Source organism: Pseudomonas sp. Irchel 3E20 (assembly GCF_900187645.1).
In the GTDB taxonomy this organism is placed as follows: Bacteria; Pseudomonadota; Gammaproteobacteria; order Pseudomonadales; family Pseudomonadaceae; genus Aquipseudomonas.
Map to the genome: position 1 here is coordinate 163,588 of NZ_FYEE01000006.1, position 15,755 is coordinate 179,342.

The 15,755-nt window shown below is 61.8% G+C and carries 16 protein-coding genes; 6 read left to right on the top strand and 10 right to left on the bottom strand.

Annotated elements, in window-relative coordinates; all coding sequences use genetic code 11:
* Window positions 1-12: 12 nt before the first annotated feature.
* The gene (locus tag CKW13_RS13635; protein ID WP_095109148.1) at window positions 13-492 is read right to left on the bottom strand and encodes an RNA pyrophosphohydrolase; all 480 of its coding nucleotides are present in this window, start codon (window positions 490-492) and stop codon (window positions 13-15) included.
* 143 nt (window positions 493-635) lie between these two features.
* Here CKW13_RS13635 and CKW13_RS13640 point away from each other — a divergent pair, with 143 nt between their 5' ends.
* The gene (locus CKW13_RS13640) at window positions 636-1,292 is read left to right on the top strand and encodes an HAD family phosphatase (RefSeq protein WP_095109149.1); all 657 of its coding nucleotides are present in this window, start codon (window positions 636-638) and stop codon (window positions 1,290-1,292) included.
* A gap of 110 nt (window positions 1,293-1,402) precedes the next feature.
* Here CKW13_RS13640 and CKW13_RS13645 read toward each other — a convergent pair whose 3' ends face one another.
* Window positions 1,403-1,831: a DUF2269 family protein gene (locus CKW13_RS13645; protein WP_095109150.1), complete on the bottom strand. Its 429-nt coding sequence runs from the start codon at window positions 1,829-1,831 to the stop codon at window positions 1,403-1,405.
* Between the two features lie 40 nt (window positions 1,832-1,871).
* A complete protein-coding gene (gene ilvA / locus CKW13_RS13650) occupies window positions 1,872-3,386 on the bottom strand; it encodes a threonine ammonia-lyase, biosynthetic (protein WP_095109151.1) in 1,515 nt (504 codons plus the stop codon).
* Window positions 3,387-3,569: 183 nt separating this feature from the next.
* Here ilvA and rpiA point away from each other — a divergent pair, with 183 nt between their 5' ends.
* Window positions 3,570-4,241, top strand: coding sequence for a ribose-5-phosphate isomerase RpiA (gene rpiA, locus CKW13_RS13655; protein WP_095109152.1), 672 nt, complete (start codon window positions 3,570-3,572; stop codon window positions 4,239-4,241).
* A 375-nt stretch (window positions 4,242-4,616) separates the two neighbouring features.
* Complete coding sequence (locus CKW13_RS13660) at window positions 4,617-6,569, top strand: autotransporter domain-containing protein (RefSeq protein ID WP_095109153.1); 1,953 nt, start codon at window positions 4,617-4,619, stop codon at window positions 6,567-6,569.
* A 6-nt stretch (window positions 6,570-6,575) separates the two neighbouring features.
* Here the strand turns inward: CKW13_RS13660 and CKW13_RS13665 are convergent, their stop codons facing one another.
* From CKW13_RS13665 to CKW13_RS13680, 4 genes are all read right to left on the bottom strand, one after another.
* Entirely contained in the window at window positions 6,576-7,490 is a 915-nt protein-coding gene (locus tag CKW13_RS13665; protein WP_095109154.1) for an SdiA-regulated domain-containing protein, read from the bottom strand.
* A gap of 119 nt (window positions 7,491-7,609) precedes the next feature.
* Window positions 7,610-8,536: an SdiA-regulated domain-containing protein gene (locus CKW13_RS13670; RefSeq protein WP_095109155.1), complete on the bottom strand. Its 927-nt coding sequence runs from the start codon at window positions 8,534-8,536 to the stop codon at window positions 7,610-7,612.
* A gap of 257 nt (window positions 8,537-8,793) precedes the next feature.
* A complete protein-coding gene (locus CKW13_RS13675) occupies window positions 8,794-9,459 on the bottom strand; it encodes a fumarylacetoacetate hydrolase family protein (protein WP_095109156.1) in 666 nt (221 codons plus the stop codon).
* Between the two features lie 22 nt (window positions 9,460-9,481).
* A complete protein-coding gene (locus tag CKW13_RS13680; protein ID WP_095109157.1) occupies window positions 9,482-10,876 on the bottom strand; it encodes an FAD-binding oxidoreductase in 1,395 nt (464 codons plus the stop codon).
* Between the two features lie 204 nt (window positions 10,877-11,080).
* Here CKW13_RS13680 and serA point away from each other — a divergent pair, with 204 nt between their 5' ends.
* Window positions 11,081-12,310, top strand: a complete 1,230-nt coding sequence (gene serA / locus CKW13_RS13690) for a phosphoglycerate dehydrogenase (protein WP_095109158.1) — start codon at window positions 11,081-11,083, stop codon at window positions 12,308-12,310.
* 105 nt (window positions 12,311-12,415) lie between these two features.
* On the opposite strand, the gene CKW13_RS13695 is transcribed toward serA, so the two are convergent.
* Window positions 12,416-12,853 carry a DUF4399 domain-containing protein gene (locus CKW13_RS13695; protein WP_095109159.1) on the bottom strand — a complete coding sequence of 146 codons (438 nt, stop codon included), beginning with the start codon at window positions 12,851-12,853 and terminating at the stop codon, window positions 12,416-12,418.
* Between the two features lie 133 nt (window positions 12,854-12,986).
* On the opposite strand from CKW13_RS13695, the gene CKW13_RS13700 reads away from it, so the two are divergent.
* Complete coding sequence (locus CKW13_RS13700; protein WP_095109160.1) at window positions 12,987-13,760, top strand: transporter substrate-binding domain-containing protein; 774 nt, start codon at window positions 12,987-12,989, stop codon at window positions 13,758-13,760.
* 9 nt (window positions 13,761-13,769) lie between these two features.
* Here the strand turns inward: CKW13_RS13700 and CKW13_RS13705 are convergent, their stop codons facing one another.
* Window positions 13,770-14,258 carry a DUF523 domain-containing protein gene (locus CKW13_RS13705; protein ID WP_095109287.1) on the bottom strand — a complete coding sequence of 163 codons (489 nt, stop codon included), beginning with the start codon at window positions 14,256-14,258 and terminating at the stop codon, window positions 13,770-13,772.
* Window positions 14,259-14,260: 2 nt separating this feature from the next.
* The gene (locus tag CKW13_RS13710; RefSeq protein WP_095109161.1) at window positions 14,261-14,893 is read right to left on the bottom strand and encodes a 2OG-Fe(II) oxygenase; all 633 of its coding nucleotides are present in this window, start codon (window positions 14,891-14,893) and stop codon (window positions 14,261-14,263) included.
* Window positions 14,894-15,001: 108 nt separating this feature from the next.
* On the opposite strand from CKW13_RS13710, the gene CKW13_RS13715 reads away from it, so the two are divergent.
* On the top strand, window positions 15,002-15,754 hold the full coding sequence (locus CKW13_RS13715; RefSeq protein WP_095109162.1) for a DUF2059 domain-containing protein: 753 nt from the start codon (window positions 15,002-15,004) through the stop codon (window positions 15,752-15,754).
* The last annotated feature ends 1 nt before the right edge of the window (window position 15,755 follow it).

Below are 15,755 nucleotides of genomic sequence, written 5' to 3' on the forward strand. Positions count from 1 at the left end.
CGAACTCCGTCGTCAGTCGCGCGCTAGCAGGCGCGGGGCAAGCTCTTTGAGAGCGCGTCGATACACCTCGCGCTTGAATGTCACCACCTGGCCCAACGGATACCAATAACTGACCCAGCGCCAGCCATCGAACTCCGGTTTACCGGTCAAATCCATCCGCACCCGCTGCTCGTTGGAGACCAGGCGCAGGAGAAACCACTTCTGTTTCTGGCCAATGCACAGCGGTTGGCTGTGGGTGCGTACCAGACGCTGCGGCAAACGATAACGCAACCAGCCCCGGGTGCAGGCCAGAATTTGCACATCTTCGCGTTCCAGGCCAACTTCTTCGTTCAACTCGCGGTACAAGGCGTCTTCTGGCGTCTCTTCGGGGTTGATCCCCCCTTGTGGAAACTGCCAGGCATCCTGATTGATACGACGAGCCCATAGCACCTGCCCAGCATCATTCGTAAGAATGATCCCCACATTGGGGCGGAAACCATCGGGATCGATCACGGCAACAACCTCGCAGACGCATGTCGCCGCATTGTTCCACAAAGGTTGTTAAAGCAGCAACGAGACGTCCTACCTTATGTGCACTCTTGTGAAAAGACCGTATTCTTGACGCCTTTTTACAGACTTTTCAGCGAGTAACTGCAATGCGCCTGGCTTTATTCGACTTGGACAACACTCTCCTGGGTGGCGACAGTGACCACGCCTGGGGCGATTACCTGTGCGAACGCGGCATCCTCGATACCGTCACCTACAAGACCCGCAACGACGAGTTCTACCAGGATTACCTGGCCGGCAAGCTGGACAACACCGCTTACCTGAACTTCTGCCTGGAAATCCTCGGCCGCACCGAAATGGCCCAGTTGGATGAGTGGCATCGCGACTACATGCGCGACTGCATCGAGCCGATCATTCTGCCCAAAGCCCTGCAACTGCTGGCCCGGCACCGCGACGCCGGCGACACGCTGCTTATCATTACCGCCACCAATCGTTTCGTCACCGCGCCAATTGCCGCACGCCTGGGCGTGGAGCACCTGATCGCCACCGAGTGCGAAATGATCGACGGCCGCTACAGCGGGCGCACCACAGACGTGGCGTGTTTTCGCGAAGGCAAGGTCACGCGCCTCAAGCGCTGGCTGGAAGAAAGCGGGCACTCGCTGGACGGCAGCTACTTCTATAGCGACTCGATGAACGACCTTGCGCTGCTGGAGCAAGTGGCCAACCCGGTGGCCGTGGACCCGGACCCGAACCTGCGGGCCGAAGCCTCGAAACGCGGTTGGCCGGTGATTTCGCTGCGCGGTTGAGATCGCTATCGCGAGCAAACTCGCCCCCACAGAAAGCCACCTAGCCCCTGTGGGAGCTGGCCGGGCGGCGCTCCGCTTGCCTGCGATCGGGGCCGGCTCAGTTCCGGCCCCTAAACCGGCTTGGCCCCCATCAACCCCGCAATGGCGATCACGCAGACAAAACCAAACAGCGCCAACGCCAAGCTGAACGTGCCATTGCTGCCGTTCGGCGCCGTGCGCAGGCGATTGAGCCGCGCCACCAGCCAGAACCAGCTCAGTGCGGCGAGGGTGTAGAGCACGCTGGAGGCCAGAATCCAGGTCTGCCCCAGCGGCCAGCCGATCAGGTGCGCCAGCCACCAGCCGCTGAACGGCAGGCTGGCCAGGCAAATGCCCATCAGCAACCAGACAAACACACGCGGGCGCTGCAAGGTGCGAGTGTGGGCCAGGGCATCGCCATTGCGGCGGGTGCGCCAGACCCAGATCGCCAGGCCCAGCGCGCTGAGCAGCAGCAACACGGTGGCGGCGACGTGGACGATTTTGAGTGTGGTCAGGGTTTCCATTGATTCAGTTCCTTGAGGCCGTGCCCCAGAGCGTAGCCGTTCAACCGAGGAACAGTTGATAGGCCGGGTTGTCACTTTCATCCCAGTACGGGTAACCGATATCGGCCAGCGCCGCCGGCACCAGGTGACGCTCGTCGGCCGGCACTTGCAGGCCTGCGACCACGCGGCCATCGGCTGCGCCGTGGTTGCGATAGTGGAACATCGAGATGTTCCAGCGCCCGCCCAGCTTGTGCAGGAAGTTGAACAACGCCCCCGGCCGCTCGGGGAACTCGAAGCGGAACACCAACTCATCGCTGACCCGCGCTGCGTGGCCGCCAACCATATGGCGGATGTGCAACTTGGCCAGTTCGTTGTCGGTCAGGTCCAGCACCGGGAAACCCTGCTCAGTGAGGCTGGCCAGCAGTGCGCTGCGCGGGTCGGTGTCGGGGTGGGTCTGCACGCCCACGAAGATGTGGGCTTCGCTGCCGGTGTTGTAGCGGTAGTTGAATTCGGTGATCTGGCGCTTGCCGACCGCTTCGCAGAACGCTTTGAAGCTGCCCGGTTGCTCCGGGATGGTCACGGCGATGATGGCTTCACGGCCCTCGCCCAATTCGGCGCGCTCGGCCACATGGCGCAAGCGGTCGAAGTTGACATTGGCGCCCGAGTCGATGGCCACTAGGGTCTGGCCGCTGATGCCGCGCGACTCCACGTATTTCTTGATCCCCGCCACGCCCAGGGCGCCGGCAGGTTCGGTGATTGAGCGGGTATCGTCGTAGATATCCTTGATCGCCGCGCAGATCTCGTCGGTGCTGACGGTAATCACTTCATCGACGTAATCCTTGCAGATATCGAAGGTGTACTGGCCGATCTGCGCCACCGCCACGCCATCGGCGAAGATGCCCACGGTGGGCAGCACCACGCGCTCGCCCGCCGCCAGGGCGGCTTGCAGGCAGTTGGAGTCATCCGGCTCGACGCCGATGATGCGGATTTCCGGGCGCAGGTACTTCACGTAGGCCGCGATCCCAGCGATCAAACCGCCGCCGCCCACCGGGACGAAAATCGCGTCCAACGGCCCCGGGTGCTGGCGCAGGATCTCCATGGCCACGGTGCCCTGCCCGGCAATGGTGTGCGGGTCGTCGTAGGGGTGGATATAGACGTAGCCTTTTTCGTCCACCAATTTGAGCGAGTAGGCCAGGGCTTCGGGGAAGGAATCCCCGTGCAGCACCACTTTGCCGCCGCGCGAGCGAACGCCTTCAACCTTGATTTCCGGGGTGGTCTTGGGCATCACGATCGTCGCCTTGACCCCCAGCACCTTGGCCGCCAGGGCCAGGCCCTGGGCATGGTTGCCCGCCGACGCCGTGACCACGCCGCGCTGGCGTTCCTGCTCGCTGAGCTGGGTCAGTTTGTTGTAGGCGCCGCGGATCTTGAACGAGAACACCGGTTGCAAGTCTTCGCGCTTGAGCCAGACCTGGTTACCCAAGCGCTCGGAGAGCTGGCGGGCAGCCTGCAACGGGGTTTCTACGGCAACGTCATAAACGCGCGAGGTGAGGATCTTCTTGACGTACTGTTCGAGCATCGGAAAGCATCACTGGGCGGGTTGGGCAGGGTCACGGAGTCTAACCCAGCGTTTGGCCGGGCGACCACACGATTCCCACGGTTTAATTGCCCCCCATTGGCCACATTGCCCATGACCTGCACAGTGCCGGCGCCTATAATGCCGGCCTTTGTGCTACCCCCCTCGCCCGCTTCCGGAGCCCGCATGACCCAGGATCAACTCAAACAGGCAGTGGCCCAGGCCGCCGTCGATTTCATCCTTCCCAAACTCGACGACAAAAGCGTCGTCGGGGTCGGCACCGGCTCCACCGCCAATTGCTTCATCGACGCCCTGGCCCTGCACAAGGGCGCGTTCGACGGTGCGGTCGCCAGCTCCGAAGCCACCGCCGCGCGCCTCAAGGGCCACGGCATCCCGGTGTACGAACTCAACACAGTCAGTGACCTGGAGTTCTACGTCGATGGCGCCGATGAAAGCGACGCGCACCTGAACCTCATCAAGGGCGGCGGCGCGGCCCTGACCCGCGAGAAGATCGTCGCCGCCGTGGCCAAGACCTTCATCTGCATCGCCGACGCCAGCAAACTGGTGCCGGTGCTGGGCGAGTTCCCGCTGCCGGTGGAAGTCATCCCCATGGCCCGCAGCCACGTTGCCCGCGAGTTGGTGAAACTGGGCGGCGACCCGGTGTACCGCGAAGGCGTGCTGACGGACAACGGCAACATCATCCTCGACGTGTTCAACATGCAGATCACCAACCCGGTGGAACTGGAACGCCAGATCAACGCCATCGTCGGCGTCGTCACCAATGGCCTGTTCGCCGCCCGCCCCGCCGACCTGCTGCTGCTGGGCACCGCTGAAGGGGTGAAAACCCTCAAGGCTTGATGCCTGGGGTTTGGCCTCTCTCTGAGGGAGCGGGCCTGCCCGCGATAGCGAACTTTCAGCCACTGGATTAGGCCGCTGATACACCGCTATCGCGGGCAAGCGGCGCGCCGCCCGGCCCGCTCCCACCCTGTTCGCTGTACTTGCGCCCCCACCAAAATGCTACTTTTCGCAGCACTTCCCCCCGCGTTTGCCCACATTTGAGCAACGCGTCGCAGCGCCCCCCTTCGCTTTTAGTCTTAAATTCGTTACAACTTACAACAAGGCGACGAACGGTTAAGTTCAGGCGCCAAATCGAGCCTGGACACGGAATAAGGCGCACATCGTGCAAAGGGTCAGGCCGACAACCCTATCCTTCAACGCTTCAAGGAAGACCCCGTGATAAAACCTCTCGCCCTCGCCATCAGTGTTGCCAGTGCCTTGCTGAGCGCCCCAAGCTTTGCCTACAACTACGGCGAACACGCAGCCACCACCCTCGATAAGCTGATAAACGACTACCCTGGCCGCTACCGTGGCACGGCCAATTTCGCCGGGGCCGCCGACTGGATGCAAAGCCAGATGGGCAATGCCTACGGCATCAGCCGCCAGGATTTTTCCTGGACCGCTGGCGGCAGCTCCCGCAGTTCGCAGAACGTCGTGGCCTACGCCGCCGGCACCAAACCGCAGTACGTGGTGGTGGGCGCGCACTTTGACACCTACTTCGGCCGCCCCACCCTGCAAGGCCTGGACGATAACGGCTCGGGCGCCAGCGTGCTGACAGAAATCGCCCGCAACCTGGGCGGGCTGAAGCTGGAGAACGGCTTGCAAGTGGTCGGCTTCGGCGCCGAAGAAGAAGGCCTGCGCGGCTCCAAGGCTTTTGTCGCGTCCCTGAGCGCCAGCGAGCGGCAGAACATGCTGGCCATGATTAACCTCGACAGCCTGATTACTGGCGACATGATGTACGCCCACGCCGGCCAGAACAGCGTCGATAATCCGGCCCTCACCGCCCTGCGCGACCAGACCTTCAAGATCGCCAAAGAGCTGAATATCAACCTGTTCACCAACCCCGGCCTCGACCCGGCCTACCCCGCCGGCACCGGTTGCTGCAGCGATGGCGAAGCGTTCGAGGGTTTGAACATTCCCATCCTCTATATCGAAGCCACCAACTGGGAACTGGGCGACCTGGACGGCTACACCCAGACCGACAACCCGGCCATCCCCGGCGGCTCGACCTGGCACGACCCCAAAGAAGACAACGAAGCGGTGCTGACCAACGCCTTCGGCCAGGAGCGCATCGACCAGCGCCTGCGCGACTACTCGCGCCTGCTTAGCCGTTTAGTGCTGGAGCTGACCAACGCCGACCTGATGGCCTCTACCGCGTCCGGCGGCGCGGTTGCACGCAACATGCAAGACAACCTGCAACGCCAGCACCAAGCCCTGGTGCGCCTGCACGACCGGCGCTGGCTAACCCTGCAATCAGCCACCCGTGAAGTCGGCAGCTTCGACGGTGAGATCGGCCTCGACGGCGAATACAGCCCCGACAGCGGCTTCGACAGCGCCCCCAACCCCGAGGCCCGGCGCCTGGGCCTACACGCGTTGGGCGACTACCAGTTGAGCCCGAGCCTGGCCATCGGCGCCAGCCTCAGCTACCTCAACGGCCGCGACAAACTGGAGCACGGCGGCAAACTCGACAGCGATAGCTGGCAAGCGGCGATCTACGCCTTGCTCAACGACGGCGGCCCGCAGTGGCTGGCCGGCGACCTGAGCGTGGGCCACAGCAGCTTCGACTCCAAACGCAACCTGGTGATCCAGGCCAATGGTGGCCCGGTGCTGCTTAACCAGAAACTCACTGGCGAAACCGACGCCCTGAGCCTGGGCGCCCGCGTGCTGGGCGGCTACGACTTCGACTTCGGCGCCATCAAAAGCGGGCCGTTCGCCGGCCTCGACTACAGCCACTACCGCATCGACAAGTTCCACGAGAAACAAGACCTACGCACTGCCCTGGGCTATGAAGAGCAGAGTTTCGACTCCCTGGAAGCCAGCCTCGGCTGGCGCGCGCGCGGCACCGTCGGCCTACCCTATGGCCTGAGCCTGATGCCGTACGGCGATATCGCCTGGGTCAAGGAGTTGGGCGACGGGCGCCTGGACGACATCCTGCTGACCAGCCACGCCGACAACCAGGCCCGCGGCGCACGCCTGGGCACAGTGGACAAGAGCTTCGGCCGCGCGCAACTGGGCAGCCAATTGGCGATCACCCCGCAACTGGGGCTCTACGCGGAGGTCAATGGCCGCTTAGGCCATGACGAGGGCAGCCAGACCGGCTATTCCCTCGGGGTGCAGTGGCAGTTCTGACCGACCTCAGCGAGCCGGCTGTTTGAACACATAAAACAGATTCGGCTCGCTGACCAGATACAGCGTGCCCTCATCGTCCATGGCGATGCCCTCGGCCTGGGGCACGCTTTTACTCAGGCCATGGCGACCCTTGAGCAGCGACAGGCTGCTGATGGGCCGACCGTCGATGCCCAATTCCAACACCAGAAACGACTCATCCGACAGCGCCAGCAAATGGCCGCTGCGCTCGTCGTATTGCAGGCTGGACAGATCCCTCACAAACAACCCGGCGTCACGCTTGGGGTTGTTCACCACATGCACCGAATAGGCTTTGTCCGGGTTGTAATGGGGAAAGCCATGGACCTCGTAGATCAGCATCGGGTCGCGCTCCTTGGCGACGAACAGGCGCTTGCCCACCGAGTCATAGGCCAACCCCTCGAAACCCTTGTTGCTGCTCATGTGCACGCCAATGCTGATCTGCTCGGCGTCTGCGGCATCGAGGAACGCCGTGTCGTCGTCCAAGTGAATCTTGATAAGGCGTTGCTGGCGCTCATCGGTGACCACATAGGTGTTGGCACTGATGAATTCCACCGCTTCGGCGTCGCCAAAACCCACCAACGCCACCCGCCGCAGAATCTTGCCGTCGAGGGACAACTCGATCAGCTCGGCATTCTTGTTGGTCACGGTAAACAGGCTCTTGCGCACCGGGTCGAAGGTGAGCGCCGAGACATCGTCGTCCAGGCCCTCGATGACCCGCGCCTCAACCGCCACCCGATAATCCCCCAAGCCGATGGAGCGGCTATCGAGCGGATGCAGCCACACCTGCCAGTTGAACCAGGCGCGCTCGAAGAGACGGTAGTGCTGCCCGGCAAACCCGGCCAACACCAGGGCAATAAGGCCAGCAATAAGAAGAAGAGGTTTTGGACGTAGGAATTTGCGCATCGGTTGGCAAGCTCAGTATTCAGGCATCGGGATGAAATATCACCACGGCCTGAATTTAAACTTAATTACCTTGCCTGTCTGGCAAGGAATATTTATCAACCGATGTCGGCTTGAAGAACTTACTTACGCTCGAAGCGATAGAACAGGTTTGGCTCGCTGACGATGTACAGAGTACCGGCCTCGTCCATCGCCACGCCTTCGGCACGGGGGATGGTTTTTTTCAGGCCATTGAAGCCGCCCAGCAGGGTCATGAAACTGACTTGCTCGCCGGTTTCATCCAACTCCAACAGCAGGTTGGAGTCGGCCGACAGCACCAGCATGTGCCCGGTACGCGGGTCGATGGACAAGGCCGAAAGGTTACGCAGGTCCAGCTCATCGCTGTCGAGTTTGTGCTTGTCACCCCGCAGGGTGGCGCTGCCATCGCTTTTCCAGGAGAACAACGCCGGCGGGCGCTCTTCCCCCAGCCATAGCTGCTGCTTGCGCGGGTCCCAGGCAACGGCTTCAAACGCCTTGTTCTGGTCGGCGGAGGGGCCCAGGTCGTATTTGGGGAAGTCGCCGTAGTTCAACTGTTGGGTCGCGGCATCCACCGTGACCATGGAAAGCGTGTGGCGGCGCTCATCGACAATCCCGATCAGGCCGTTCTCCAGCACCGCCACCCCTTCCGGGTTGGCCCAGCCCACCAGCGGGATCTTGCGCAGCAGGTCGCCTTGCAGGGTCAGCTCACTCAAAAATGGCTTTTTGCCCATCACCGCGAACAGCGTCTTGGTCAGCGGGTTATAGGCCACGTCCGAGGCTTCGTCGTCTTCCATGCCCACCAGGGGTTTGGCGTCGATGACGGCGTGATAATCCGGCAGCCAGATGCTTTCTTTGCGCTCCAGTGGCGTTTCAAACCGCTCCAGCACCCACAACACCCCGCGATCGTCCCAGTGCATGGCCGCCGACAGGCCATAAATCACCACACCCGCCAGCAACAGCCAGGAATACCAGCGCATGACAAAGCGGGAACGACGAGCGGCAGCGGGTTTTGAGGCTGGGAGAATGGCCATGACGGGGCGTTCCGGAAAGTGAGCCAAGGGTAATAGCACAAGAAGACAGGCTCGGATGCCCGGCGGGCCGAATTATCCAGACTGGATGTGAAAAAAATGCAAAGGAAAAGCGAAGCGATAACGGTCGGTACAGCCGTGTGTGGGAACGGGCCGGGCGGCGCTCCGCTCGCCCGCGATGGCAACCGCCCAGCCGCTAAAGCGGTAGCGGATGTACCGGCCTCATCGCAGGCTCGCCCGCGCGCCCACACATATCGTGCTTAGCGCACGCGGCTTTCGAAGCGGCTCACGCCTGGCAGTTCCAGCACCAGCTCATCACCAACACTCAGCGGGCCGACGCCCACTGGGGTGCCGGTCAGGATCACGTCGCCGGCCTGCAGTGAGAAGCACCCGGCCATGTACTGGATCATCGGCACGATGGGGTTGAGCATGATGGCGCTGTTGCCATCCTGGCGCACTTCACCGTTGATGGTCAGGCGAATGCCGATATCGGTCAGGTCGCTGAAGCTGCTGCTGACTACGAACGGCGCAATCACCGCCGCGCCGTCGAACGACTTGGCGATTTCCCACGGCAGGCCCTTGGCCTTGAGCTCGGCCTGCTTGTCGCGCAGGGTCAGGTCCAGCGCCGGGGCGAACCCAGAGATGGCATCCAGCACTTCTTCGCGGCTGGGCTTGGCGGACAGCGGCTTGCCGATCAGCACCGCGATTTCCGCTTCGTAGTGCACCGAACCGCGCTCGGCGGGGATGGCAAAGCCACCCTCCAGCGGCACCACGCAACTGCCGGGCTTGATGAACAACAACGGTTCGCTAGGCACCGGGTTGTCCAGTTCCTTGGCGTGCTCGGCGTAGTTGCGCCCGATGCAGACCACTTTCCCGACCGGGAAATGAATGCGCGTGCCATCGACGTACTGGTGCTGGTAGCTCATTGACCGACTCCTGGAGGGGGTTTCAAACCGCGAAAATCTTGCCCGGGTTCATGATGCCGTTCGGGTCGAACACCGCTTTGACCGCTTTCATGTACTCGATTTCAACCGGGGAACGGCTGTAAGTCAGGTAATCGCGCTTGGTCATGCCCACGCCGTGCTCGGCGGAGATCGAACCGTTGTACTTCTCGACGGTTTCGAACACCCACTTGTTGACGGTGGCGCACTTGGCGAAGAACTCATCCTTGCTCAGGTTATCGGGCTTGAGGATGTTCAAGTGCAGGTTGCCGTCGCCGATGTGGCCGAACCAGACGATTTCGAAGTCTGGATAGTGTTCGCCGACGATGGCGTCGATTTCCTTCAAGAAGGCCGGCACTTTCGACACAGTGACCGAAATGTCGTTTTTGTACGGCGTCCAGTGGGAAATGGTCTCGGAGATGTACTCGCGCAGTTTCCACAGGTTGTGCAATTGGGTTTCGCTCTGGCTCATCACGCCGTCCAGCACCCAGCCCTGCTCGACGCAGTGCTCGAAGGTTTCCAGGGCGTGGTTGGCCACTTCTTCGGTGGTGGCTTCGAATTCCAGCAGGGCGTAGAACGGGCAGTCGGTCTCGAACGCCGGCGGCACATCGCCTCGGGCCATGACCTTGGCCAGCGCCTTGTCGGAAAAGAACTCGAATGCCGTCAGGTCCAGCTTGCTCTGGAAGGCGTGCAGCACCGGCATGATCGAATCGAAATCCGCGGTGCCCAGCACCATCGCTGTGAGGTTTTTCGGCGCCCGGTCCAGGCGCATAGTGGCTTCGACCACAAAGCCCAGGGTACCTTCGGCGCCGATGAACAACTGGCGCATGTCATAACCGGTGGCGTTCTTGATGAGGTCTTTGTTCAGTTCCAGCACGTCGCCCTTGCCGGTGACCACTTTCATGCCCGCGACCCAGTTGCGGGTCATGCCGTAGCGAATGACCTTGATCCCGCCGGCATTGGTGCCGATATTGCCGCCAATCTGGCTGGAACCCGAAGACGCGAAATCCACCGGGTAGTACAGCCCCTGTGCTTCGGCAGCGTTCTGCAACTGCTTGGTGACCACGCCCGGTTGGCACACGGCAGTGCGGTCGGTGAGGTTCACGTCGAGAATCTGGTTCATGTAGTCGAAAGACACCACCACTTCACCATTGGCCGCCACGGCCGCCGCCGACAGGCCCGTGCGGCCACCCGAAGGCACCAGCGCCACGTGATGGGCGTTGGCCCAGCGCACGATGGCCTGGACGTGTTCGGTGGTTTTCGGGAAGACGATGGCACAGGGCGCCGGAGCAAAATGCTTGGTCCAATCCTTGCCGTAGGCAGCGAGGGAGTCGGCATCGGTGAGAACTTTGCCGGGCTCGACCAGGGTCTTCAGCTCATCAATCAGGGCAGGATTGGTCATGGATAGAACTCTCGAACAATTCATGGTCATCCTGAGAACGCTTCACGTCGCAGGAATGAGTGTTTAGCGGGGCGCGTATGCTAGCATACCGCCCCCGCAGGAGAGTGCCCAAGGGCCTCCTGCGGTGACGGCTTTCCTGCCGTCCGGGTCAGCTTGCGCTGCTCGATTCCCTGCCATTTTTCTCCGGGATACAGGTTTACGCAGATGAGCAAGACTTCTCTCGATAAGAGCAAGATCAAGTTCCTTCTTCTGGAAGGCGTCCACCAATCGGCCGTCGACGTCCTAAAGGCCGCCGGGTACACCAGCATTGAGTACATCACCAGTTCTCTGCCGGAGTCCCAGCTCAAGGAAAAGATCGCCGACGCGCACTTTATCGGCATTCGCTCCCGCACCCAGCTGACTGAAGAAATCTTCGATCACGCCAAGAAGCTGGTGGCAGTCGGCTGTTTCTGCATCGGCACCAATCAGGTGGATCTCAGCGCGGCCCGCGCGCGTGGCATCGCGGTGTTCAACGCGCCTTACTCCAACACCCGCTCAGTGGCTGAATTGGTGCTGGCCGAAGCGATCCTGCTGCTGCGTGGCATCCCTGAGAAAAACGCTTCCTGCCACCGTGGCGGCTGGATCAAAAGTGCGGCCAACTCCTTTGAAATCCGCGGCAAAAAGCTGGGTATCGTCGGTTATGGCTCGATCGGCACGCAGCTGTCCGTGCTGGCCGAAGGCCTGGGCATGCAGGTGTTCTTCTACGACACCGTGACCAAACTGCCACTGGGCAACGCGACCCAGGTCGGCAGCCTGCACGACCTGCTGGGCATGTCCGACATCGTCACCCTGCACGTGCCGGAAACCGCAGCCACCCAGTGGATGATCGGCGAGAAGGAAATCCGCGCCATCAAGAAGGGCGGCATCCTCATCAACGCGGCACGCGGTACGGTGGTCGAGCTCGACGCACTGGCCGACGCGATCAAGGACAAACACTTGATTGGCGCCGCCATCGACGTATTCCCGGTGGAGCCGCGCTCCAACGATGAAGAGTTCGAGAGCCCGCTGCGTGGCCTGGACAATGTCATCCTGACCCCGCACATCGGCGGTTCGACTGCAGAAGCCCAAGCTAACATTGGCCTGGAAGTGGCGGAAAAACTGGTCAAGTACAGCGACAACGGCACGTCCGTGTCGTCGGTTAACTTCCCTGAAGTGGCCCTGCCGGCTCACCCTGGCAAGCACCGTTTGCTGCACATCCACGAGAACATCCCGGGCGTGATGAGCGAGATCAACAAGGTTTTCGCCGAAAACGGCATCAACATTTCCGGTCAGTTCCTGCAAACCAACGAGAAAGTCGGCTACGTTGTGATCGACGTTGACGCCGAGTACTCGGACCTGGCGCAAGAGAAGTTGCAGCACATTAACGGCACTATCCGTAGCCGGGTTCTTTTCTAAGAACCGGGCCAGCGGCAAGTTGATGTTTGCCCGCTTATAGCTTGCAGCTAAAAAGGAGCCCCCGGCAGATCGCACCCAAATGCGATTTGCCGGGGGCTTCCTTTTTTATTCCACGGTGACCGTGATTTTTTCCGAGACCAGCACCGGCTTGAACGGCACATGGTTCTTGTCCGCCAATTCCAGTTGCAAGGTGTGCTTGCCCGGGGCCAGAGTGACTTCGGTTTCGGTCTGCGCCTTACCGAAGTGGATATGGTTGGCATCGGCGGGGATTGGCATATTTTCTGCCGGCAACTTGTCGACATCGATCAGCAAATGGTGATGGCCGGTGTTTTTCGTCTGGTCACCGGCAGGGGCCAGGGCCATGCCCTCGACGCCAAACTTGACCTTGAAGGTTTTCGCCACCGTAGCGCCATCGGCCGGCGACACGATGAACACTTTGGCACCCGCCGGTGCCGCTGTACGCGGAACCTCGGCAGCCATGGCGAGCATCGAGGCGCTCAATAACAAACCTGCAAACGCTGCACGCGACATAAAGGTTTTCATTAACTTCTCCAGTTCTTTCGCAAATTTTGTAGGTTTATGACAACTTCGTGGCTATTCGTTGTCGAAGGCACTCAACACCATAGCAAAGCGCATCAGCACCCTGCGCGGCACATTAGAAATCAAAGGAGTAACCATGCGCTTTTTGCCTGGCCTATTAATGCTGCTCCCCCTTGTGAGCGTTTGTGCTCAAGCCGAATTGATCGACGATGTGAATGACCGCGGTGAACTGCGCATCGCACTGCAAGCCGACAACCCGCCGTTCAACTTCAAGGACGACGGCAAATTGACCGGTTTTGAAGTGGAACTGGGGCAATTGCTCGCCAACGAACTCGATGTTCGCGCGGACTTCGTCGTCACCGACGCCAATGACCTGCTGCCGGGTGTCGAGAGCGGTAAATACGACATCGCCCTGAACCACATAGCACTGACCCCGCAACTCAAGGATCGTTTCGATTTCAGCGAGCCCTACAGCTATTCCAACGCGCAATTGATCGTGCGTGAGGAAGAGCAGCGCCCACTCTCCACTCTCGACGCCCTCAAGGGCCAGGCCCTGGGCGTGGCGCAGGGCAGCCAGTTTGTGGAGCAGGCGCGCACCGTCGAGGGGATCGACCTGCGCAGCTACCCCGACGCCAAGCAACCGCTCAAGGACGTGGCCGCCAAGCAGATCGACGCCGCCATCAGCGATCGCCTGCTGGTGCCTTTCGCGATCCGCGATAGCCAACTGCCGGTTAAGGAAGGGGCCAAGGTCGGCCCGACATTGAGCCTGGTGATCCCTTTCCAGAAGGGCAACCCGGCGTTCCAGGCCAGCCTGGACAAGGCGTTGCAACGGATCAAAGCAGATGGCCGGCTAATGGCGCTGTCGGAGAAATGGTTCGGCATGGACGCCAGCACACCGCCCAAGAACTGAAGCCCGCCGCTACCGGCCGAGCGCCGCAAGGGCCTGGGCGGCAGCAGGTAATTCAAGCTCGTTGAACACCTGCACGCCATGGCGCTTGAGCAGCGCCGCAGTGACGCCCTCGCCTCCCACCTTGACCCCGCTGAACGTGCCGTCATAGGTCAAAAGGTTGCCGCATGAAGGGCTGTTGGCCTTGAGCACGGCGACGCGGATGTCGAAACGCTGCACCAACGCCAACGCCTGCTGGGCCCCGGATAAAAACGCTGCGGTGAAGTCCTCACCGGCAGCGGTCAGCACCCGCGCATCGCCCGCCAACACCTCGACACCCTGGCCACCGGGAATCTCCGCCGCGGGCCTGGGCGTGGGCAAGCCGCCGGCGACCTCCGGGCACAGTGCCACCACCCGCCCTTGCGCGAGCCACTGTTCCAGTTGATCGAACGGCCCGCTGGCGCCGGCGTCGTAACGCACCCGATGCCCCAGCAGGCAGCGGCTCACCAGCACCTTGTGCAGGGTCAAAACGGCTCGTTGCCGCGACGGCGAAACCAGCCCGTCAACGACAGGCGTTCGCGGGTGGCGGGCAGCACTTCATGGGGCACCTCTCCCGACAGAAACACCACCAGGCAGCCGCCCGTGGGGGTCACGTCGTATTCAACGCCATCGTCCAGGTACATGCGCAATTGGCCGCCATGCTCCGGCAGCCAGCCTTGGTTGAGGTAGATCACCGCCGAGACCATGCGCCGGTCATCGTCGCGAAAGCGATCCACATGCTTGAGGTAAAACGCCCCCGGTGGGTACAGGGCGAAATGGCACTCGAAATCCTCAAGCCCCAGGTACAGGCCACGGTTCATGGCCACGCGCAGGCTGTCCATCAAGCCCAGGTAGGTATCGCAAGGCAGGGCCTGGCCGGGTTCGAGCCACTGAATATGGTCGCCGCGAATCCCCTCGCGAATCTCCTGGAACGGCCCTCGCCCCACGGCGGCCGGGGCGAGCTCACCTTCGGCGGCACGTTTATGGCACTCAGCCGCCAGTTCCAGAGTCAGAGCCTCCGGCAGGAAAATATTCTGCTGTGACCACCCCCGCGTAGCCAGGTCGTCAACGATGCGTAACAACAGCGGGTGTTCAGAGGGTATTTGCATGGCGCGCATAGTATCGATACGGCCCAATATCCGACAGAGCCGCATAGCGGACTGATACGAATTCTCGACAAGTCCCAAAGTGCCACGGACAATGGTGGCCTGCTGACAGGAGTCCCTATGCGCCGTTTGCTTTTTTCATTGTTGATGTTCTGCGCGTTGCCCACCTGGGCAGACGGCCTCGACCAGCTCTACACGGTCGCCGGCTGGCCGCAGCAACGTGCGCATTTCACCGATGCCTTGACCGCCGCCCAGCAACGCTACCGCAGCAGCCTGCCGCCGGCGGTGTACCAGGCGTTAGTGGACAACAGCAACCAACGTTTCGCGCCCCAAGCCATGGACCAGCGTGCCCTGGCCCAGTTGCGCCAGAAGCTTGCCGACCCGGCGCCGGCGCTGGCGTTTTTCCAGTCGCCCCTGGGACGCAAGGTCATCGCCGCCGAACTGCTGGCCACGCGCCGCGACCAATTGGCGAAAAACGCCCAGGGCTTGCCGAAAATCGAAGCCAGCGACAACCGTCTGCTCATCATCGGCCACCTGGCCCAAGCCCTACCGGCGCGCGAGGCGGGGGCCGAAGTCAGCCTGGCCATCGCCGGCGTGGCGGCCGACAGCCTGAGCCAGATGATTCCCGGGCTGTTGGGCGGCGGCCAGGCCCAAGGCATGCTCAACGGCCAGCGCCAGCGGCTGATGGAACAGATCGGTGCCGACCTGAACAACACCCTGCTCTACGTCTATCGCGATTTGTCCGACGCCGAGCTGGAAGAATTCGCCACCTTCGCCGAGTCGGCCGAGGGCAAGACCTACTACCAGGCTGCGCTGGCGGCGATCCGCGCCGGGCTCGCCGTGGGCCAGAGCAGCTCCAGCCTCAACCCGTAAA